This window comes from Palleronia sediminis (assembly GCF_004358695.1).
Lineage (GTDB): Bacteria > Pseudomonadota > Alphaproteobacteria > Rhodobacterales > Rhodobacteraceae > Palleronia > Palleronia sediminis.
Genome location: NZ_SNAA01000011.1, coordinates 111,211 through 132,209, shown reverse-complemented (window position 1 = coordinate 132,209; position 20,999 = coordinate 111,211). Strand labels below are relative to the sequence as shown.

Below are 20,999 nucleotides of genomic sequence, written 5' to 3'. Positions count from 1 at the left end.
GAAAGGGGAAAGCTTGGCCATCTGCTCGTCGCTCAGCCAGTAGAGGTCGTCCATGTCACCGCTCCGTTTTTCGGGCCGTGAATCACGCCGAACAGCAACAATCAATGCATCCTGACCCTAAGACCGATTCGTTTAAGAAAGGTTGCGAGGGCCGGAAGGAGGAGCGCGATGGGTAGCCAGGCCGGGTTCAAGGAGGTGGCGGCGGCATTGGGCCAAAGCCGCACGATGCGGCAATCGGGGCGCATCGCCTCGGTCGGCGACGGCGTGGTGCGCATCGTGGGCCTGGGCCGCGGGGCGGCGGTGGGCGACCGGCTGCGGCTCGGCGTCGACCGCGGCGCTGCGCAGGCCGAGATTGTCGGATTCGACGAAACCCACGCGCTGGCCCTGCCCGACGGGGCAAGCGTCGGCCTCGCGCCCGGCGATGCGGCAATCCTGCTGGGGCCCGCGCGCATCGCGCCCGCCGATCACTGGATGGGCCGGGTGGTCGATCCGCTGGGCCGGCCTCTCGATGGGCGGCCCCTGTTGCCCGGCCGCACCCCGCGCGCGCTGGACGCGCCCGCCCCCGATGCCGCCGCGCGCCGCGCGCTGGGCGAGCGGGTCGAAACCGGGTCGCGCGTGTTCAACACGCTGCTGCCGCTGGTGCGGGGGCAGCGGCTCGGCCTGTTCGCCGGGTCGGGCGTCGGCAAATCGACGCTGCTGGGCGGGCTGGCAAGACGGGTCGAGGCCGATGTTGTCGTTCTTGCCCTGATCGGCGAACGGGGGCGTGAGCTTCGCGATTTCGTCGAGAACGTGCTCGGCCCCGAGGGGATGGCACGCGCCGTCGTCGTCGCCGCCACCGCCGACGCCCCCGCGGCGCTGCGCGGGCGCTGCGCTGCCGCCGCGATGACCGTCGCCGAACATTTCCGCGACGCGGGCCGGCATGTGCTGTTCATGGCCGACTCGGTCACGCGGATGGCCGATGCGCAACGTCAGGTCGCGCTCGCCCGCGGCGAACCGGCCTGCATGGGCGGCTATCCGGCCTCGATGGCGGCCGAGATCATGGCGCTATGCGAACGTGCCGGGCCGGGAACGGGCGAGGCTGGCGATATCACCGCGATCCTGACGGTGCTCGTCCATGGCTCCGACATGGAGGGGCCGGTGGCCGACGTGCTGCGCGGCGTGCTGGACGGGCATGTCGTGCTTGACCGCGAAATCGCGGAACGCGGGCGTTTCCCGGCGGTGGACCTGCTGCGTTCGGTCAGCCGTGCGCTGCCGCGCGCCGCCAGCGATACAGAGAACACCCTGATCGCCGAGGCGCGGCGCCTTCTGGGCGCCTATGAGCGATCCGAGATGATGATCCGCGCCGGGCTCTACACCCCCGGCAGCGATGCCGGGCTCGACGCGGCCATCGCCGCCTGGCCCAAGCTCGACGCGTTTATCGCGCAATCCGAGCCGGGCACCACCGAGGACAGTTTTCGCGCCCTGGCCCGCTGTCTCAAGCGGGACTGACGCGTGTCAGACCACGACCTCGCGCCGGTCCTGTTCGGTCTCGGGCGTCATGAAGACGCGGCGATAGCGCGCGACCTCGTCCGCGGGGCCCATCGCCTTGTTGGGGTTGTCCGACAACTTGACCGTCGGGCGGCCCTCGGCACGGACCGCCTTGCACACGAGGCTGAAGGGGGCCAGCGCGTCGCCGTCGGTGAGGCCCCTGAAATCGTTGGTCAACAACGTGCCCCAGCCGAAAGAGACCCGGACCCGCCCCGCGAACCGGGCATGCAGATCCTCGATCCGGTCGACATCGAGCCCGTCCGAAAAGATCACGAGCTTGTCGCGCGGATCCTCGCCCCGGTCGCGCCACCAGGCGATCGCGGCCTCGGCGCCGGCGACCGGATCGCCCGAATCGACGCGGATGCCCGTCCAGCCGGCCAACCAGTCCGGCGCGCGGTCGAGAAAGCCCCGCGTGCCGAAGGTGTCGGGCAGGATGATGCGCAGGTTGCCGTCGTGTTCCTCGTGCCAATCGGCCAGAACGTCGTAGGGCGCGCGGGCCAGCGCGGCATCGTCGCGGGCGAGCGCAGCGTGGATCATCGGCAATTCATGCGCGTTCGTCCCGATCGCCTCGAGGTCGCGGTTCTTGGCGATGAGGCAGTTCGACGTGCCGGTGAAAGCCGTGCCCAGCCCCTCCTGCATGGCCTGGACGCACCAGTCCTGCCAGAGGAAGGAATGGCGCCGGCGCGTGCCGAAATCCGCGATCCGCAGACCCTCCAGCGCCCGAAGGCGTCCGATCTTTTCCCACAGCTTGGTCATCGCGCGGGCATAGAGGATCTCGAGCTCGAACCGGCCCATGGTCTCGAGCACCGCCCGGCCGCGCAGTTCCATCAGCACGGCGAGGGCGGGGATCTCCCACAGCATGACCTCGGGCCAGGCCCCTTCGAAGGTCAGCTCGTACTGATCGCCGGCCCGTTCCAGGTGATAGGGCGGCAGGCGCAGGGCCTCGAACCAGTCCATGAAGGCCGGGTCGAACATCTGGCGCTTGCCGTAGAAGGTATTGCCGCGCAGCCAGGTGGATTCGCCCCGCGACAGCGACAGGCCGCGGATATGGTCGAGCTGTTCGCGCAGCTCGCCCTCGTCGATCAGCCGGGCCAGCGGCACCGAGGCGGTGCGGTTGATGAGGCTGAAGGTGACGTTGACGTTGCGATACCGCCGCCACACCGTCTGGCACATCAGCAGCTTGTAGAAATCGTCGTCTATGAGCGACCGGACGATCGGGTCGATCTTCCAGCGGTGGTTCCAGACGCGTGCGGCGATGTCGGACATGGCGGACTCCCTCGGGGGATCGGTTTGCCCGCCGGGCCGCATCTTGGCAAGCGATGCGCGGGGATCGGGCCGCGCGACATGGGTATTTGCAAAGAGAAGATGCGCCTATTCCGGGTCGACCGGGCCGCGCAGCGATTTCACGGCGCCGCGCTGTTTCTTTGCCTCGATCCGGCGGCGGCGCGCGCCGGCGGTGGGTTTGGTCGGGATCCGCCGCTTGGGCTTGTGGGTGGCGGCGCGGATCATCTCGGCCAGGCGTTCGCGGGCGATCTCGCGGTTGCGGGCCTGGTGGCGGGTCTGCGCGACCTGCAGCACCACCGCTCCGTCCTTGGTCCAGCGCCGACCGGCGATGCGGCGTAGGCGGGCCTTGACCGGACCGGGGAGGTTGGGGCTGCGATCCGCCTCGAAGCGCAGTTCGACCGCGGTGGCGACCTTGTTGACGTTCTGCCCGCCCGGCCCGCCGGACTGGGTGAACTGCTCGGTGATCTCCCAGTCCTCGATCGTGATGCTGTCGGTGATCTTGAGCATGTCGGTCTCTCGGCGCCGCGCCCGCGGACAACTGGAAGGGGCCGCCCCTGTTCGGAACGGCCCCAGCGAATGTTTCGGAGATGGGCCCGGTTAGAGCGGCAGCCCAATCACGGGTGTTCTGTCCGGGCGTTACCCTCGGACGACGGCCCCCATGACTGTTCCGACCTCATACTCCACCATCATTCTAGACACTGGACCACCTCCTTTCGTTGCGTTGCCGATAGGGGGGACGGTGGCACAGATCGGGCATTTGTCAAAAACTTTTACGCGAGCCGGGGTTTCAGCGCCGTGGTGATGGCGCGGAACGGCACCAGCGCGACCAGCGCCAGCACCAGCTTGACCGACCAGTCGGCTACCGCCAGCGACACCCAAAGCGGCGCCGCGGGCCCCATGCCCAGCACCGGAACGGCGGCGTTGGCCCAGGCCACGTCGGCCCCCGGCTCGAGCCAGACGAGCGCCGCGCTGAAGGCGATGGAGAAGAACAGCGCCGTGTCGAGCGCCGATCCCGCCAGGGTCGAGACCAGCGGCGCCCGCCACCAGCGCCCGCCGCGCAGCCTGTCGAACAGCGCCACGTCGACGAGCTGCGCCGCGAGGAAGGCCGCGCCCGATCCCAGCGCGACGCGCAGCGTGACCAGCGGGCCGAACTCGCCCGCGATCTGCGTGCCGATCAGCGAGCAGAGGACGCCGGTGGCGAACCCCGCCAGCACGACCTTGCGCGCGGTCGGGGCGCCATAGACGCGGTTCATTACGTCGGTGACGAGAAACGCAAAGGGATAGGTCAGCGCGCCCCAGGTCAGCCAGTCGCCGAGGCGGATCTGGACGAGCACGTTCGAGGCCACGACGATCGCGGCCATGGCAAGGATGCCGGGCAGAAGGCGGGTCATATCGGGTCCGTTTTCACAAGGTGGTCGGAGACTTGGTCCCGCGCCGTCGCGGAACGGACCGGGCCTAGACCCGGCGGCATCGCCCGTCAAGTCAGCCGGGGACGCGGTACTCGACCAGTTCGGTGCGCTGGAAGAACCGGAAATTGTCGTCCGAGATCATGGTCAGCCGCAGGTCGCCCGCGCCGTCGCGCCAGACCGAGATCCCCTCGAGGTTGTCATGCGTGCCGCCGGGCGTGCGCAGCAGCGTCTCGGCGTCCGAGATCCTGTCGCCCGACAGGGTAAAGCGGCGCACGCGGCTGGCAAAGGCGATACCGGTGAAATGCCGCTCGAGCAGGTAGAGCCGCCCGCGGTCGTCAAAATCCATCCCCACCGGCACGAAGGGGCCGCGCCGCGCGATGGCCGGCCCCTTGCGCCAGGCGCCGTGGCGATAGACCCAGGCGGGAAACGGCCCGCGCCCGGTGGCCGTCTGTTCCGGCAGGGTCCACAACGCGCCGTCGGGCGCGATGGCCAGCGCCTCGAGCGATCCGTTGCGCGGGTAGGCGTCCCAGTCGGGATGGCGCGCAAGCTCGGCCGGGGGGCCGTCGATGCCGGGATATTGCCAGATCCGGGGGCGCACGCCCTCGAACGAGATATAGATCCGCCCGTCGGGCCCCAGCGCCAGCCCCTCGCTATCGCCCTTGGAACGGCCCATGGCCGAGCCGTCGATATTGCGCAGCGCGCGGACGGGGCCCCCGCGCAGGCCGCCGATGGTGCCGTCCGGCCGGCGCCCGACCGACGCCTGGATCAGCCCGGCGCGGTCCGAGACGGCGATGAGCTGCGTGCCGTCATCGGTCATCTCGAGGCCGGAAAAGCCGCCGAAGCCCGCATCCCCGCTGCGCCAGACATAGGCGCCCAGGAAATCGGCGGCCGCGAGCGGCGCGCCGGCCAGGGCCAGCAGGGCCGCCGCGATCAGCGTTCCAGCACGGCCCGGCAGGATTGCGGCAGATCGCTGAGCATGATCGGCCCCTTCTTGGGGGGTGCAACCCAGTTCGGATCGGGCGGCGGCGGGTTGAGGATGTTGTTCACCCATTCCTGCGCCTCGGCGCAGCCATCGCCGGGCGGCGGCGGATCCTGCGATTCGCAACCGGGCGCATCGGCCGGGCAGTCGAGCCGGACGTGGAAATGATAGTGATGCCCGTACCATGGCCTGATCTTTCGGAGGTAGTCGCGGTTGCCGGTCTCTTCGTTGCACATGCGGACCTTTGCACCGGGAAAGATGAATATTCTCGCAACGCGCGGGTCCTGCGCCGCCGCCTTGACGATCTCGTGCTGGAACTGCCCCCAGCGATCGTTGGTATAGGCCCCGTTGGCGCGGCGCATCGACACCGCCGAGATCTCTTCGCGGTCCTGGCGCGACAGGCCCAGCGTGGCGGGCATCAGCCAGATATCGGCGTCGAGCCCGGTCTGATGGCTGGCATGGCCGGTCAGCATCGGCCCGCCGCGCGGCTGCGACATGTCGCCCACGTAGATCCCGTTCGAGCCGGGCAGGGACGCGGCCCTTTGCGACAGGCGCATGACCATGTCGACGGTCTGGGGATGCGCCCAGTTGCGGTTCCGGCTGAGCCGCATGGCCTGCCAGGTCGGCCCGGTTTCGGGCAGTTGCACCGCGCCCGCGACGCAACCCTTGCTGTAGAAGCCATAGGGCGCGGCGGGCAGGTTGGCCCCGGCGCCGATCGCGCCGAAAAGCTCCTTGGCGAGGCCGTCGCGCGTGACCTCGACGCCGGCGAGGCTGGGCGCGGGTATCGCCGCCGCGGGGCGGTCGCGTTGGCCGCAGGCGCCCAGCGCTGTCGCGCAGGCGAGGGCCAGTGTGATCTTGCGCAGGCTCATTCCGCTTCTGCCTCCGGTGATGGGAGGGCGGGGTCGTCGCCCTCGGGCCTGACCCAGACTAGCAGCAACAGCCCCGCGGCGAAAAGCAGGATAAGCGGCGCGAGGCCCAGATGCTGCGACCCGGTCAGGGAGGTGACGACGCCGATGGATAGCGGCGCGACAAAGGCGGTGGTCTTGCCGACCATCGCATAGAGCCCGAAGGACTCGGTCATCCGCGCCGGGTCGCCCTGACGCACCATCATCGTGCGGCTCGCCGATTGCAGCGCCCCGCCCGCCGCGCCGATGGCCGCGCCGACCAGCAGGAACACCCGGTCGGGCAGGGTCGCGTCGATGGGCTGCGGCACGCCCAGCACCGCGTCGCGCGAGGTGCCCATCGCCACAAGAACCGCCAACAGCAGCGTCACGATGCCCGCCACGATCACCGGCTTCGGGCCGAACCGCGCATCGGCCCGCCCGCCGAGCCATGCAAAGAGCGCGCCGGTGACGACGGCGATCAGCCCGAAGGTGCCGGTCTGCACCACCGACCAGTCGAGCACGCCCGCGGCAAAGATCGCCCCCAGCGCATAGCACCCCGCCAGCCCGTCGCGATAGAACAGCGACGCCGCGAGGAATGCCGCGCGCGACGGCGTTTGCGGCAGACGGCGGATCGTGCGGCCGAGGCCCCTCAGCGCCGCACCTATCTCCGCGGGGCGCGCGGGGCCGGCATCGCGCGGCTCGTGCACCCACAGAAAGAACGGCACCATGAAGACGGCGTACCAGATCGCCGTCAGCGGCCCGACGAAACGCGTCCCTTCGCGCGCCTCGGGGTCGAGGCCCAGCGCGGGCTCGCGCCCGATCAGCGTCAGCCCGGTATCGCCGGCCTCGGCGAAAAAGAGCAGCATCAGCACGAGCGCGACGAGCCCGCCGAGATAGCCGAAGGCCCAGCCATTGCCCGAAACCGCGCCCATCCGCGCCTTTGGCGCGAGATCCGGCAGCATGGCATTGGTGAAGATCGTCGCCATCTCCATCCCGACGAGGCCGAGGGCAAAGAAGGCCAGCGTCGCGATCAGGTCGAAATCGTCCGGCGCGGCGAACCAGAGCATCCCCGACCCGACCACATAAAGCACCGAGAACCCCTTGATCCAGATCAGCCGCCGCCCCGTCTGGTCGGCGATCGCCCCGAGGACCGGCGCGGCCAGTGCGGTCACGATGCCCGCGCCCGCGATCCCGTAGCCCCAGACGGCCTGCGCGCGTGCGCCGTCGCCGATCACCGAGGCGACATAGGGGCCGAAGACAAAGGTGATAAGCAGCGTGTTGTAGGGCTGACTGGCCCAGTCGAAAAAGAACCACCCCCAGATACGCTTGCGGCCGTCGTCCATCTCGCCCCTCCGCGATGGCCCGCGAGCGCCGGGCCTCGGGCCTTGTAGGGCAGGGCGCGCGGCCGCGAAAGCGGGCTCAGCCCTGCATCGGCGGCCATGGGCGAAGCGCCTCGGCCCGCGCCCATGCGGCGATCCAGTCGGGCAACTCGGGCGAGCGGCCGAGACCCAGCGCGCGCTCGGCCCGTTCGGTGGCGACGATCCCGTTCGCGTCGGTCAGCGCGCTGCGGATCAGCACATGCGAGCAGCAGGTCGCCCCGCGCCACATGCCCTGTTCGATATAGACGAACCGCGCGTCCCACCCGACCACGCGCGACCGCATCTCGACCCGGTCGAAGGGGCGCACCCGGCTGCGATACCGGATCGAGCTGCCCGCGACGGTGACGCCCCACCCCTCGCGCCGCATCGCCGCGACGATGCCCGTTCGCCGGATCAGCACGATCCGCCCGAGATCGTAGAGCGTCAGCGTGCGGCCGTTGTTCAGCTCGATCCAGGGGTCGAGATCCTGCGGCCAGCAGCGGTGGTGGCTGACATGCGTGTCGAAAAGCCCCAGGCGCGGGGCGCGGCGAAAGCGGGCGATTTCCAGCCCGAGGCGAGCATAGGGATACATGGGCCTGCGGTGCGACACCGGCCCGCCGGGGTCAAGCCTTGCCGTCCCTGCGCCGCATGGCTATCTCGGGCCGGACCCTCACACGGACCGGATGACATGACCTCGATTGCCCAGATCCTGCTGCTGATCCTCGATGTCGTGTGGTTCATCATGATCGCGCATATCGTGATGTCATGGCTCATCAACTTCAACGTGCTGAACCTGCGGCAGGCCTTCGTGGCGCAGGTCTGGGACGGGTTGAACCGCCTGCTCGAACCGCTCTACCAGCCGATCCGGCGTATCCTGCCGCCCATGGGGGGGCTCGACCTCGCGCCCCTCGTGGCGCTGATCGGGGTCTATGCGCTGCGGATCATCATCATGAACAACCTCGTGGCGGGGCCGGGCTTCGCCTGATCCGTCCCGCCCGCGGCCCCCGACGCGCCATCGAGTATTTCCAGAAACAGAGAAGACCGTGACCGCGCAGACGGCACCCCCCGAGGGCAATATGGACGAGGCGCGCGCCCTGCTCGAGACAGTCTGGGGTTTCCCCGAGTTCCGCCCCGGACAGGCCGAGATCGTCGAGGCCGTCGCCGCCGGGCGCGATACGCTGGCCATCATGCCGACGGGCGGCGGCAAGTCGCTGTGTTTCCAGTTGCCCGCGCTGATGCGGCCGGGCGTGACGCTCGTGGTGTCGCCGCTGATCGCGCTGATGCGCGACCAGGTGCGCGGGCTGCAGGCCGCGGGGGTGGCGGCGGCGGCGCTGACATCGGGCAATACCGAGGAGGAGACCCGCGCCGCCTGGGATGGGTTGGCCGAGGGGCGGCTCAAGCTGCTTTACATGGCGCCCGAGCGGCTGGCCTCGGGCGGGATCGCAAGGACGCTGGCACAGGCGGGCGTGTCGCTGATCGCCGTGGACGAGGCGCATTGCGTCAGCCAATGGGGCCATGATTTCCGGCCCGACTATCTCAGGATCGGCGAACTGCGCCGCGCGCTCGACGTGCCGCTGGCCGCCTTTACCGCCACGGCCGATGCCGAGACCCGCGCCGAGATCGCGACCCGGCTGTTCGGCGGCGCGGCGCCGCTGACCTTCCTGCGCGGGTTCGACCGGCCGAACATCCACCTGGCCTTTGCGTCCAAGGATGGCCCCCGCCGGCAGATCCTGACCTTTGCCGCGGCGCGCGGCGGACAGGCGGGAATCGTCTATTGCGGCACCCGCGCCAAGACCGAGAGCCTTGCGGCCGCACTGGTCCAGGAGGGGCACGCCGCCTGCGCCTATCACGGCGGGATGGAGGCCGAGGCGCGGCGCGCCGTCGAGGCCCGGTTCGGCCAGGAGGACGGGTTGATCGTCTGTGCCACGGTGGCCTTCGGCATGGGGGTCGACAAGCCCGATATCCGCTGGGTCGCCCATGCGGACCTGCCCAAGTCGATCGAGGGCTACTACCAGGAGATCGGCCGCGCCGGACGGGACGGGGCGCCGGCGGAAACGCTTGCGCTGTACGGGCCGGACGATATCCGGCTGAGACGCAGCCAGATCGACGAGGGGCTCGCGCCGCCCGAGCGCAAGGATGCCGATCACGGGCGGCTGAACGCGCTTTTGGGGCTGGCCGAGGCGCTTGGCTGCCGGCGGCAGGTCCTGCTGGGCTATTTCGGCGAGGAGAGCGCACCCTGCGGGAATTGCGACCTCTGCGACCGCCCGCCCGAGAGCTACGACGCCACGCGGCAGGTGCGCATGGCCCTGTCGGCCATGCTGCGCACCGGAGAGCGGTTCGGCACGGGGCATCTGATCGACGTGCTGACCGGGCGCGCGACCGAAAAGGTGCGCGGCCATGGCCATGACGACCTGCCGACCTTCGGCGTCGGCCGCGAGACCGGCGCGCGGGAATGGCAGGCGATCTTTCGCCAGATGATGGGCCGCGACCTGGCCCGCCCCGATACCGAACGACATGGCGCGTTGCGCCTGACCGAGCCGGCGGTTCCGGTGCTCAAGGGCGAGGCCGAGGTGAGGCTGCGCCGCGACGAGGCCCCTTTGCGCGACCGCCCGGCCGTCCGCGCGATGGTGGCCGAGGAGGACGCGCCGATGCTATCGGCGCTCAAGGCGTGCCGCCGGGCCCTGTCCGAGGCGGCGAACCTCAAGGCCTACATGGTGTTTCCCGACCGCACCCTTGTCGAGATGGCGGAGCGGCGGCCGATGACCCTGGACGAGATGGCGCGGATCTCGGGGGTGGGGGCGGTCAAGCTGGAACGCTATGGCGCGGCTTTTCTCAAGGTGATTGCAGGCACCGCCCAGGAGCTGCACCCCGCGCGGCGCAAGCTGGCCGGGCGCAGCGCGGGCGCGCTTTACGACCGTCTCGCCGAGACGCAGGCGATGCTGGCACGGGGCGAGGACGGCACGGGCAAGCCGATGAGCTGCGCCGCCGGGACGCTGCGCTGGATCGCCGAGCATCGCCCGGCCTCGAAATCCGCGCTGGCGCGGGCGCCGGGGGTGAACGAGGCGAGGCTCGACCGGTTCGGCGACGCCTTTCTGTCGGTCGTGGCCGAGGCCGAATGACCGCCCGCGACGGGCTGCCAGCTTTCACCGCCGCCGGGCATCTGCCAGATTGCGGCCGAACCACGCCGGAGATGCCATGCTGATCGTTCTTTCCCCCGCCAAGCGGCTGAACTGGGATGTTCCCGCCAAGGGCCTGACCGAGCCGCGTTTCGCCGCCGAGGCCGAGACCCTTGCCGGCCATGCGCGTCAATTGTCGCTCGGCGATCTCAAGACGCTCATGGGGCTGAGCGACGATCTCGCGCGGCTGAACCGCGACCGGTTCCAGGCCATGCGGACCGCCGATCCGGACGATCTGCGCCCGGCGGCCCGCGCGTTCGCGGGCGATACCTATACCGGGCTCGCCGCTGAAACGCTGGAGCCCGACGCATGGCGGTGGGCGGGCGCGCATCTGCGCATCCTGTCGGGGCTTTACGGCCTGTTGCGGCCGACGGACGGGATCCGGCCCTATCGGCTCGAGATGGGCAGCAGGCTGAAGACACGGCGGGGCGCCACGCTCTATGCCTTCTGGGGGGACCGGATCGCGCGGGCGCTGAACGAGGATGCCGCCGCGACCGGCGCGCGCGCCCTGCTCAACTGCGCCAGCCAGGAATATTTCGGCGCGGTCGACACGGCGACCCTCTCGGTGCCGGTGATCACGCCGCGGTTCTACGAGACCGATCGCGGCGCGCCGCGGATGGTCAGCTTTCACGCCAAGCGCGCGCGGGGGGCGATGGCGCATTGGGTCTGCACGCACCGGATCACCGACCCGGACGACCTCGCGGGCTTTGACATGGGCGGCTATGTGCATGACCCCGAATTGTCCGAGCCGGGCGCGCCCGCCTTCGCGAGGGCGCACGCGGCCTGACGCGCGGCGCGCAGCGGGGCGAGTTCGTCCTCGAGCGCGGCGCGCGACAGAGGCTTGGCGATATGGCGGTCGATGCCCGCGGCGGCGCAATCGGCCGCCGTTTCGGAGCCGGCATGGGCGGTGAGGGCGGCAATGCGCAGGGGCGGGCGACCTGTCTCGGCCTCCCACGCGCGGATGCGACGCGCGGTTTCGAGCCCGTCCATCACCGGCATCGAGATATCCATCAGCACCAGGTCGGGCGGCGTCGCCTGTACCGCCGCTAGGGCCTCGGCCCCGTTCTCGGCAAAGCTGAGCTCGATATCGTCATCGGCCAGCATCTTGCCCAAGACGAAACGGTTGGTGGCGTTGTCCTCGGCGGCGAGGACGCGCAGCGGACGGTCGGCGCATATCGCGGGCAGGCTGATCGCGATGCCGAAACACGCGCCGTGCGGGTCGAGCGCACGATGCCAGATCTCGCCACCCATCAGCGCGACCAGGCGCTTGCACAACGCAAGCCCGAGGCCGCTGCCGTCATGGGCGCGGGTATGGCTTTCGTCGGTCTGCGAAAAGGCCGCGAAAAGCCGGTCGGTGCGGTCGGGGGGGACGCCGGGGCCGGTATCCTCGACGGTGAGATGAAGGCGGAACCGGTCCGGCCCGGCATCCTCGGGGCGGCCGGTGGCCCGCAACAGCACGCGACCCGTCTCGGTGAACTTGACCGCGTTGCCGGCGAGGTTGAGCAGGATCTGCCGGATGCGCCCGGCGTCGCCCACCAATGCGGGCGGCAGAAAGATGTCGCGGTCGATCCCGAGATCGAGCCCCTTTGCGGCGGCGACCGGCCCAAGCATGTCGGCCACCTCGTCGAGCAGCCGCGCCGGATCGAAGGGCGCGGGGTTCAGCGCCATTTCCCCGGCGTCGAGCGCCGAGACGTCCAGCACATCGTCGAGCACGGCCATCAGCGCGCGGGCCGAGCCGTCGAGCGCGGCGGCGCAGTCGCGCAGGTCCGGCGCAAGCTCGGCCGCCGACAGCGTGCCCGCCATCGCAAGGATCCCGTTCATCGGGGTGCGGATCTCGTGGCTCATATTCGCGAGAAAGGTCGATTTGGCACGGCTGGCGGCCTCGGCGGCCTCGCGCGCAACGACGAGTTCGGCCTGCTGGGCCTTCATCGCGGTGACGTCGATCAGCATGGCGGCCCGCCCGCCATCGGGCGTGGCCGTTTCGTGCAGCCGCAGCCATGTCCCGCAGGGGGCCATCACCTCGGGGTCGTCGCCCGGCGCCGTCGCACGCAGCCGCGCGAGCCAGTCTGCATCCGCCGTCTCGGGCGTTTCGGGCGGCGTGTCGTCGGCGCCGCGCAGGGCGCGGAACCGCGGGTTCGCGGTGACGAGCCTGTCGTCGGCGTCGAACAGGCAGAACCCGTCGGGCATCGCGTCTATCGCCGTTTCGACCCGGATGAAGGCCGTCATGTCGATGCAGAGCGATACCAGCCCGCCATCGGGCAGGCGCCGTTCACTCAGCCGCAACTGCCGGCCGTTCCACATCGAAAGAACCGTGTCGGGGATCGGGTCGCGGGCGTGGCGCGCGATCAGCGCGGCGGGCCAATCCGCGCCCGCGGCGCCGGTATCGACCAGCCCCTCGCCCGCCAGCAGCTCGGCCAGCCGGGCATAGGACAGACCCGGCCGGACCTCGGCCAGTTGTTCGAACAAGGCGGTAAAGCCGGTATTGGCCACGATCATCCGCCCGTCTGCGTCGAACACCGCAAAGCCGTCCCGCATGGCCTGCAGCGCCTCCCACAGCAGGCGGTCGGTTTTGGCCGCGACGTGGCGCGAATGGTCGCGTTCGCGGCGCAACCGCTCGGTCGTGGCCTTGAGGCCGGCGGCCTCGGCCTCGAGCCGGGCGAGTTCGGCGCGTTTTTCGCGGATCCCCTCGGTCAGGGCCTGCGCCTGGTCCGACAGTTCCTCGCGACTGCGCTGCATCTCGGCCTGGCGGCGCGCGAGCATCCGTTCGGCGGCAAGGCGCGCGCGGCGTTCCGCGGCGATACTGTCCGAAAGGCCGGTCATGGGGCTGGCATGGCGGTCATGGCCGAGCCATAGCCGCGCCGTCGTGAAGGCCGGGTTAACGCGGCTTGCCGGGTCCGGCATTTCCGTGCGAGCGTCGATTGCCTCGTGACCGGAAAGGCCGCCCGATGCGAATGCTGCTTGTCTCGCTTGCCCTGCTCTGCGCCGTCCCGGCCATCGTGCCCGCCCAAGGCGCCCCGGACGAGGTGCTGCCCGAGCGGCGCGTGATCCTCGAGCCCGAGACCGATTTCTACGGCGCCGATCTGAACCAGTATTTCGACACGGGTTTCGACGCCTGCCGCGCGGCCTGCCTGGCCGATGCGCAATGCCGCGCCTTTACCTTCAACGAGCGGTCGAAAAGCTGTTTCACCAAGTCCGAGATCCGCGACCGCGTGGCCTTTGCCGGGGCGACGTCGGGCGTCGTGCGCGATGTGCCGGCCGATCTGCGCGCCGAGGCCGCGGCGCGTGCCGAAACGCTCGACTGGCTGCGCCCCGCCGATCTCGACGCGGCGGGCGCGCTCATGCGCGAGTTGCCCGCCGTCTATCCGTCGCGGGGCCTGACCGCCATCGAGTTGATGCAATCGTCCCGCGCGGCCCGCGCGCAGGGCAATATCGGCGCCGCCCGCGATTTCACCGGCGAGGCGCTGGTGCTGGGCGATACCGCCGATCTCTGGACGCGGTTCGGCGCGCTGAGCCTGCTGGCCGCCGAGGATGCGGGCGCGGGGGCCGGGGATCTGCGCGGGGAGGCGCTTTCAGCGGCGATCAACGGCTATCTCAGGGCCGGATCGCCCGCCGCGCAGGCCGAGGCGCTGTCGATCATGGCCGAGGCGCTGCAACGGCTGCGGCGGGGCGAGGCATCCATTCCGGCGCTGCGTCGTGCGGTCGATCTGGCCCCCGGCGACACCTTGGCCGCGCGGCTCGACGCGGCGCTCGGCCGCTACGGGTTCCGCGTCACCGATACCCGCGCCGAAAGCGATGCGGCCGCGCCACGGATCTGCGCGACCTTTTCGCAGGATCTCGAAGAGGTCGGCCGCGACTATGCTCCCTTTGTCCAGGGCCTGACCGCGGGGCTCGCGGTTGCCGCCGAAGGGCGCGACCTCTGCATTTCGGGCGTGACCCATGGGGAGCGTTACCGCATCGCCCTGCGCGAAGGCCTGCCATCGGCGCAGGGGGATCGGCTGGCCGAGACGGTGCCGCTCGATCTCTACGTCCGCGACCGCGCGCCGGCGGTGCGGTTTCCCGGCCGCGGCTACGTCCTGCCGGCGGGGGGCGAGGTGGCGGTGCCGGTGGCCACGGTGAATGCCGAGACGGTCGATCTGCAACTCTGGCAGGTGTCTGATCGCAACGTGGTGCGCACCCTGGCCGAGGATATCTTTGGCGCGCAGGTGCCCCAATGGCGGCAGGACCAGCTCGAGTCCGAGATCGCGGTGAAGGTCTGGGAGGGCGAGGGCGCGGTTTCAGGCAGCCTGAATGTCGAGACGGTGACGCGCCTGCCGCTCGAACGCGAGACCGGCGCGCTCGGGCCGGGCATCTACGTCCTTCAGGCCCGGATACCGGGGGCGGACGCGTGGGAGAGCCCGGCCGCGAGCCAGTGGTTCATGGTCAGCGATCTGGGCCTCGCGACCATCGCCGGGGCCGACGGGTTGCACGGGTTTGTGCGGTCGCTCTCCACCGCCGAGGCGCGGGAGGGTATCGCGCTCACGCTTTTGTCTCGGGCCAACGCGGTGCTGGGCACCGCCGTCACCGACGCGTCGGGCCACGCGGTCTTTCCCGCGGGGCTGGCGCGTGGCGAGGGCTCGGCCGCCCCGGCGCTGCTCGTCGCGCGCGAGGGCGACGCGGATATGGCGGTTCTGCCGCTGACCGGGCCGGCCTTCGATCTGTCGGATCGCGGGGTCGAGGGTCGCGCGCCCGCCGGGCCGCTGGACGTGTTCCTCGCGCTCGAGCGCGACATCTATCGCCCCGGCGAAACCGTGACGGCGACGGCGCTCTTGCGCGACGACCGCGCCGCGGCGGTGACGGGGGTGCCGCTGACGGCGATCCTGACGCGTCCCGACGGGGTCGAGCATGACCGCGCGGTGTCGCTGGACGGCCGCGCGGGGGGCCATGTGTTCCGCCTGCCGCTGACCGCGGGGGCCGCGCGCGGGACATGGCGCCTGGCGATCCACGCCGAGACGGACGAGCCGCCGCTGGCCGCCGCCGCGCTGCTGGTCGAGGATTTCCTGCCCGAGCGGATCGACGTCGACCTCGATCTGCCCGAGGGCCCGCTTGCCCCCGATGCCATGCCGCGCCTGGCGGTCGAGGCCCGTTACCTCTTCGGCGCGCCGGCGGGCGGGCTGTCGGTCGAGGGCCGGGTCAGCGCCGCCCCGCTACGGACGCTCGAGATCGCGCCCGGCTATCTCTTTGGCCCCGAAGAGGCGGCGGATCGGTCCGATACGACCCTGTTCGGCCCGGTCGAGACCGATGACGCGGGCCGGGCCGAGACGGTGCTGGCCCTGCCCGAGGGGATGCCGTCGGGCGCCCCCTCCGAGATCGCCGTCGATGTCTCGGTGCTCGAGAACAGCGGCCGCCCGGTCGAGCGGCGCGTGACGCGGACGGTGCTGCCCGAGGGGCCGGTGCTGGGTATCCGGCCCGCCTTTGACGGCACGCTGCCCGAGAACAGCGAGGCCGCGTTCGACGTGATCGCGCTGGGCGCGCGGGGCGATGTTCCGGCGCGCTGGCGGCTCGACCGGATCACGACGCGCTACCAGTGGTATTCGCTCGATGGCTCGTGGGACTGGGACAGCGTCACCTCGCGCGAGCGTATCGCGGGCGGCGACCTGCGGCTCGGCGCCGATCCGGTCGCCATCGCGACCCCGGTCGAATGGGGCGACTACGCGCTGACGCTCGAGGCGACAGACGGCTCGGGCGCGGTGTCGTCGGTCCGGTTCGAGGCGGGCTGGTATGCGCCCGAGGGGCTGACCGACACGCCCGACCTGCTCGAACTGTCGCTCGACGCCGAACGCTATCGCCCCGGCGACACGGCGCGGCTGCGACTGCTGCCCTCGGCGGCGGGCCATGTGCTGGTCACGGTCGCCTCGGATCGGCTGATCGACATGAAGACCGTCCGCGTCGACGCGGGGGAAACGGTGATCGACCTGCCCGTGACCGAAAGCTGGGGGCCGGGGGCATATGTCACCGCTACGCTGTTCCGCCCCGCGGGCGAGGGGCAGGGGCCGGCCCGCGCGCTTGGCCTGGCCCATGCGGCGATCGCGCCGGGTGACGCGGCGCTGGGCGTGGGCATCGACGCGCCCGAGACGGCGCGGCCCCGCGCGCCGCTCGAGATCGAGCTGAACGTCGAAGGTATCGCCGATGGGGACGCGGCCTTTGCCACGGTGGCCGCCGTCGATCTGGGGGTTCTGAACCTGACCGGGTTCGAAGCGCCCGACCCGCAGGCCCATTATTTCGGCCAGCGCGAACTGGGCGTCGCGTTCCGCGATCTCTACGGGCGGTTGATCGACGGGCGCTCGGGCGCGATGGGCCAGGTGCGTTCGGGCGGGGATGCCGCGGCCGGGATACGGGTCGGCGCCGCGCCGCCCGATGCCGTCGTGGCGATGACCGAGGGCCCGGTCGAGATCGGGCCGGACGGCACCGCGCGGCTGGCCTTCGACCTGCCGGCCTTTGACGGCACGCTTCGGCTCATGGCGGTGGTCTGGTCGCGCAAGGGCGTCGGGCAGGCGAAGGCCGACGTGACGGTGCGCGATCCGGTCGTGGCGCAGGTGACGATGCCGCGCTTTCTCGCGCCGGGCGACAGCTCGACCCTGCGGATCGAGCTGACCCATGCCGACGGGCCCGCGGGCGAAATCGGCCTGACGCTGGCCGCCGAGGGGCTGGTGCCGGGCGACGATCTGCCCGCGCGGGTGACGCTCGAGCCCGGTGGGACGCGGACGCTGTCGGTGCCCATCACCGCGCAGGGTCCGGGCGAGGCGCAGGTGACGCTCGAGGTGACGGCACCCGATGGCGCGGTCCTGTCCCAGACGCGGACGCTGCCGGTGCGGCTGCTCGACCCGGCGATCCAGCGCAGCTCGCGGTTCGAGCTTGCCCCCGGCGCGGATCTGACCCTGTCCTCGGACGTGTTCGAGGGGCTGCGCGATGGCACCGCCACGCTGGCCGCCGGCCCCTTCGGGCGGTTCGACGTGCCGGGGCTATTGGCCGCGCTCGACCGCTATCCCTATGGCTGCACCGAACAGGTCACGAGCCAGGCCCTGCCGCTGCTCTACCTGTCCTCGGTCGCCACGACGCTGGGGCTCGAGGGCGCGCGCGACATCGACGCGCGGCTGACCGATGCGGTGGCGGCGGTGCTGGCGCGGCAGGCCGCGAACGGAGCCTTCGGCATGTGGCGCGCCGAAAGCGGCGAGCTGTGGCTCGACGCCTATGTCACCGATTTCCTGTCGCGGGCGCGGGATGCGGGCGTCGCCGTGCCGCCCGAGGCCTTTGCCCGCGCGCTCGACAACCTGTCCAACGCGGTGAACTACGCCGCCGATTTCGACAGCGGCGGGCGCGATATCGCCTATGCGCTGTTGGTGCTGGCCCGCGAGGGGCGGGCGCAGGTCGGCGATCTGCGCTATTACGCCGAGGAAAAGGGCCGCGCCTTCGACACGGCGATGGCGCGGGCCCAGATCGGCGCGGCGCTGGCGCTCTATGGCGAGACGACCCGCGCCGACGAGATGTTCCGGCTGGCATCCGAGCTGGTGGGCGACCCCGCCCCCGAGGGCTGGCGCGACGATTTCGGCTCGCCGCTGCGCGACCGCGCGGGCCTGCTGACGCTGGCCGTCGAGGCGCGCAGCGATACCGTCGACCGCGAGGCGCTGGCCGCGAGCCTCGTGACCGACGCCGCCCTGTCCACGCAAGAAGCCGCGTGGTCGCTTTTGGCAGCGAATGCGCTGATCGCCGACCCCGCGGCGGGGCTTGTCGTCGATGGCGCGCCATTGGAGGAGCCGGTCCTGCGGATCGAGGCCGGCGCGCTGGAGAGCGGGCCGCTCACGCTGGGGCTGGCCGGCGACCGCGCCGAGACGCTGACGCTGACCGCATTCGGCGTGCCGCTGGTGCCCCGCGCGGCGGGCGGCGAGGGTTTTGCCATCGAACGGGCCTATTTCACCCTCGACGGAGAGCCTGCCGACCCGACCGAGGTCGCGGCGGGCGACCGGCTGGTGACGGTGCTGACGGTGCAGCCCTTCGGGCCGGTCGAGGCGCGGCTGATGGTGGACGATCCGCTGCCCGCCGGGTTCGAGATCGACAACCCGTCGCTCCTCCGCTCGGGCGAGGTCGGCGCGCTCGACTGGCTCGACCTGACCGATGCGACGGCGATGACCGAGTTCCGCGACGACAGTTTCCGCGCGGCGGTCGAATGGCGCTCGGACGAGGCGTTCCGGCTGGCCTATGTCGTGCGCGCGATCACGCCGGGCCTTTATCGCCACCCGGCCGCGCTGGTTGAGGACATGTACCGCCCCCGCTATCGCGCATGGACCGATACGGGGGCGGTGCGCGTCGCCGAATGAGACGGACCGCGCTCCTGTGGCTGGCGGCGGGGCTGTTCGCGGGCGCGCTGGCCCGCGACGCGGTGGACGACTGGATCGACGCCACCGCCCTTCCGCCGCTGGCCTATGCAACCTCGGTCGAGGTGACGGATCGCGACGGGACGCTCTTGCGGGCATTCCAGGTCGATGACGGGCGCTGGAGGCTGCGCACGCCGCTCGAAACGGTTGATCCCGCCTATCTCGAGATGCTCGTCGCGTGGGAGGATCGGCGGTTCTGGTCCCATTCGGGCGTCGATCCGCTGGCGGTGCTGCGCGCGGCGGGGCAGGCCGCGTGGCACGGGCGGATCGTGTCGGGCGCCTCGACGCTGACGATGCAGGTCGCGCGGCTGCTCGAGGACGGGCCGACCGGAACGCTGGCGGGCAAGCTGCGGCAGGCGCGGGTGGCGCTGGCGCTCGAGCGACGGCTGGACAAGCGCGCGATCCTGCAGGTCTATGTCGAACGCGCGCCCATGGGGGCCAATCTCGAAGGGGTGGCCGCCGCCTCGCGCGCGTGGTTCGCCAAGCCGCCCCGCCGCCTGACCCCGGCCGAGGCCGCGCTGCTGGTCGCATTGCCGCAGGCGCCCGAACGCCGCCGCCCCGACCGCTTTCCCGACGCCGCGCGCGACGCCCGCGACCGTGTGCTGGCCCGCGCGGGCCACGCACCGGGTGGGGCGGTGCCGCGGATCATGCGCGACATGCCCATCGCGGCCGCGCATCTGGCCGAACGTCTCGGCTCGGGCGCACCGGCCGGCACACGCATCGTCACCACGCTGGATGCGGGATTGCAGGCGCGGGTCGAGACCCTGGCCTCGCGTGCCGCGGACGAGGCGGGGCGCGGCCTGTCCATCGCCGTGTTGGTGACGGATCACGCGACCGGCGCGGTACTGGCCCATGTGGGCAGCGCCGGGCTGGGGCAGGGGCGGGCGGGGTACGTGGACATGACGCGCGCGCTGCGCTCGCCCGGATCGACGCTCAAGCCGCTCGTCTACGGCCTTGCCTTCGACGCGGGGCTCGCCCATCCCGAAACGCTGATCCGCGACCGCCCTACCGATTTCGCGGGCTACGCCCCCGAGAATTTCGACGGCGCCTTTCGCGGCACCCTGTCGCTGCGCGAGGCTTTGCGGCTGTCGCTCAACATCCCGGCGGTCAAGCTGACCGAGGCGCTGGGGCCGGCCGCGCTGATGGCCGCGCTCGACCGGGCGGGGGTCGAGGCGACGGTGCCGGGCGGTGTGCCGGGGCTTGCGGTGGCGCTGGGCGGCGTCGGCATGACGCTCGAGGGGTTGGTGCAGCTCTATGGCGGGCTCGCCCATGGCGGGCAGGTGGTGCCGCTGCGCGTGACGCCGGGCGCCGCTTTGCCCCCGCGGCGGGTGATGGCGTCCTCGGCCGCGTGGCATGTCGGGGATATCCTGTCGGGCGACGGCCGCATCGCGGCCAAGACCGGCACGTCATACGGGCATCGCGACGCATGGGCCGTCGGTTGGGACGGGGCGCATGTCGTCGGCGTCTGGATGGGGCGGCCCGACGGGACGCCGGTGCCCGGAGCCTTTGGCGGCGATCTGGCGCTTCCGGTCCTGCACGAGGTCTTTGCCCGCCTGTCGGTCCAGCGCGCGGCATTTCCGCCGCCCCCGCCCGATACGCTGATCGTCGGTCGCGCGTCCCTGCCCGCGCCGCTCGCGACCTTTCGCGGCGATGCGCCCCTGTCCGCCGAGGGCGGCCCGCCGCCGCGCATCGCCTTTCCGCCCGATGGCGCACGGGTGGCGGCGGGGGGTGCGCCGTTGGCCGCGCGGGTGGAGGACGGCACCGCGCCGTTCACCTGGCTGGCCGACGGGCGGCCGTTGGCCACGGCCGCGCCCGAGCGTCTGGCCGAGTTCGAGGGCGTCCCGCCGGGCTTCGTGCGGCTGTCGGTGATCGACGCGCTGGGCCGTCAGGCGAGCGCGCGCATCCGGCTCGATTGACGGGCTCACGCGATGGTGTCCCTTATCGAGCCCGCCGCGCCCCCGGCCCGTTCTGGAT

General features: G+C 71.5%; 14 protein-coding genes. 6 read left to right on the top strand and 8 right to left on the bottom strand.

Going from position 1 to position 20,999, the window contains the following annotated elements; translation table 11 throughout:
* Positions 1 to 168: 168 nt before the first annotated feature.
* Complete coding sequence (locus E2L08_RS11100; RefSeq protein WP_133397147.1) at positions 169 to 1,488, top strand: FliI/YscN family ATPase; 1,320 nt, start codon at positions 169 to 171, stop codon at positions 1,486 to 1,488.
* 6 nt (positions 1,489 to 1,494) lie between these two features.
* Here the strand turns inward: E2L08_RS11100 and pncB are convergent, their stop codons facing one another.
* From pncB to E2L08_RS11065, 7 genes are all read right to left on the bottom strand, one after another.
* A complete protein-coding gene (gene pncB, locus E2L08_RS11095) occupies positions 1,495 to 2,793 on the bottom strand; it encodes a nicotinate phosphoribosyltransferase (RefSeq protein ID WP_133397146.1) in 1,299 nt (432 codons plus the stop codon).
* Positions 2,794 to 2,898: 105 nt separating this feature from the next.
* Entirely contained in the window at positions 2,899 to 3,318 is a 420-nt protein-coding gene (arfB, locus tag E2L08_RS11090; protein ID WP_133397145.1) for an alternative ribosome rescue aminoacyl-tRNA hydrolase ArfB, read from the bottom strand.
* 263 nt (positions 3,319 to 3,581) lie between these two features.
* Positions 3,582 to 4,202 carry a queuosine precursor transporter gene (locus E2L08_RS11085; protein ID WP_133397144.1) on the bottom strand — a complete coding sequence of 207 codons (621 nt, stop codon included), beginning with the start codon at positions 4,200 to 4,202 and terminating at the stop codon, positions 3,582 to 3,584.
* A gap of 91 nt (positions 4,203 to 4,293) precedes the next feature.
* Positions 4,294 to 5,097 (bottom strand): esterase-like activity of phytase family protein, encoded by an 804-nt coding sequence (locus E2L08_RS11080; RefSeq protein ID WP_240758206.1) that lies wholly within the window; start codon positions 5,095 to 5,097, stop codon positions 4,294 to 4,296.
* A gap of 53 nt (positions 5,098 to 5,150) precedes the next feature.
* Positions 5,151 to 6,068, bottom strand: a complete 918-nt coding sequence (gene mepA / locus E2L08_RS11075) for a penicillin-insensitive murein endopeptidase (RefSeq protein WP_133397143.1) — start codon at positions 6,066 to 6,068, stop codon at positions 5,151 to 5,153.
* On the bottom strand, positions 6,065 to 7,426 hold the full coding sequence (locus tag E2L08_RS11070) for an MFS transporter (RefSeq protein WP_133397142.1): 1,362 nt from the start codon (positions 7,424 to 7,426) through the stop codon (positions 6,065 to 6,067). Before E2L08_RS11070 ends, mepA begins: the two co-directional genes overlap by 4 nt.
* 76 nt (positions 7,427 to 7,502) lie before the next feature.
* The gene (locus E2L08_RS11065; protein WP_133397141.1) at positions 7,503 to 8,033 is read right to left on the bottom strand and encodes an acyl-CoA thioesterase; all 531 of its coding nucleotides are present in this window, start codon (positions 8,031 to 8,033) and stop codon (positions 7,503 to 7,505) included.
* Between the two features lie 96 nt (positions 8,034 to 8,129).
* Here E2L08_RS11065 and E2L08_RS11060 point away from each other — a divergent pair, with 96 nt between their 5' ends.
* The 3 genes from E2L08_RS11060 to yaaA all read left to right on the top strand — a co-directional run bounded on the left by E2L08_RS11060 (position 8,130) and on the right by yaaA (position 11,404).
* The gene (locus E2L08_RS11060; RefSeq protein WP_133397140.1) at positions 8,130 to 8,426 is read left to right on the top strand and encodes a YggT family protein; all 297 of its coding nucleotides are present in this window, start codon (positions 8,130 to 8,132) and stop codon (positions 8,424 to 8,426) included.
* Positions 8,427 to 8,517: 91 nt separating this feature from the next.
* Complete coding sequence (recQ, locus tag E2L08_RS11055) at positions 8,518 to 10,560, top strand: DNA helicase RecQ (protein WP_133397155.1); 2,043 nt, start codon at positions 8,518 to 8,520, stop codon at positions 10,558 to 10,560.
* A 76-nt stretch (positions 10,561 to 10,636) separates the two neighbouring features.
* On the top strand, positions 10,637 to 11,404 hold the full coding sequence (yaaA, locus tag E2L08_RS11050) for a peroxide stress protein YaaA (protein ID WP_133397139.1): 768 nt from the start codon (positions 10,637 to 10,639) through the stop codon (positions 11,402 to 11,404).
* Here the strand turns inward: yaaA and E2L08_RS11045 are convergent.
* Positions 11,338 to 13,518 carry an ATP-binding protein gene (locus tag E2L08_RS11045; RefSeq protein ID WP_133397138.1) on the bottom strand — a complete coding sequence of 727 codons (2,181 nt, stop codon included), beginning with the start codon at positions 13,516 to 13,518 and terminating at the stop codon, positions 11,338 to 11,340. The genes yaaA and E2L08_RS11045 overlap by 67 nt on opposite strands.
* Positions 13,519 to 13,562: 44 nt before the next feature.
* Here E2L08_RS11045 and E2L08_RS11040 point away from each other — a divergent pair, with 44 nt between their 5' ends.
* A complete protein-coding gene (locus E2L08_RS11040; RefSeq protein WP_133397137.1) occupies positions 13,563 to 18,968 on the top strand; it encodes an alpha-2-macroglobulin family protein in 5,406 nt (1,801 codons plus the stop codon).
* The gene (gene pbpC, locus E2L08_RS11035; protein WP_133397136.1) at positions 18,965 to 20,941 is read left to right on the top strand and encodes a penicillin-binding protein 1C; all 1,977 of its coding nucleotides are present in this window, start codon (positions 18,965 to 18,967) and stop codon (positions 20,939 to 20,941) included. The genes E2L08_RS11040 and pbpC overlap by 4 nt, the downstream gene beginning before the upstream one ends.
* Positions 20,942 to 20,999 lie beyond the last annotated feature (58 nt).

Coding starts and splice junctions, on each gene's coding strand:
- E2L08_RS11085 (WP_133397144.1), bottom strand. CDS start 4,202: ATGACCCGCCTTCTGCCCGGCATCCTTGCCATGGCCGCGATCGTCGTG.
- arfB (WP_133397145.1), bottom strand. CDS start 3,318: ATGCTCAAGATCACCGACAGCATCACGATCGAGGACTGGGAGATCACC.
- pncB (WP_133397146.1), bottom strand. CDS start 2,793: ATGTCCGACATCGCCGCACGCGTCTGGAACCACCGCTGGAAGATCGAC.
- recQ (WP_133397155.1), top strand. CDS start 8,518: ATGGACGAGGCGCGCGCCCTGCTCGAGACAGTCTGGGGTTTCCCCGAG.
- E2L08_RS11060 (WP_133397140.1), top strand. CDS start 8,130: ATGACCTCGATTGCCCAGATCCTGCTGCTGATCCTCGATGTCGTGTGG.
- E2L08_RS11100 (WP_133397147.1), top strand. CDS start 169: ATGGGTAGCCAGGCCGGGTTCAAGGAGGTGGCGGCGGCATTGGGCCAA.
- yaaA (WP_133397139.1), top strand. CDS start 10,637: ATGCTGATCGTTCTTTCCCCCGCCAAGCGGCTGAACTGGGATGTTCCC.
- E2L08_RS11065 (WP_133397141.1), bottom strand. CDS start 8,033: ATGTATCCCTATGCTCGCCTCGGGCTGGAAATCGCCCGCTTTCGCCGC.
- pbpC (WP_133397136.1), top strand. CDS start 18,965: ATGAGACGGACCGCGCTCCTGTGGCTGGCGGCGGGGCTGTTCGCGGGC.
- E2L08_RS11045 (WP_133397138.1), bottom strand. CDS start 13,518: ATGCCGGACCCGGCAAGCCGCGTTAACCCGGCCTTCACGACGGCGCGG.
- E2L08_RS11070 (WP_133397142.1), bottom strand. CDS start 7,426: ATGGACGACGGCCGCAAGCGTATCTGGGGGTGGTTCTTTTTCGACTGG.
- E2L08_RS11040 (WP_133397137.1), top strand. CDS start 13,563: ATGCGAATGCTGCTTGTCTCGCTTGCCCTGCTCTGCGCCGTCCCGGCC.
- mepA (WP_133397143.1), bottom strand. CDS start 6,068: ATGAGCCTGCGCAAGATCACACTGGCCCTCGCCTGCGCGACAGCGCTG.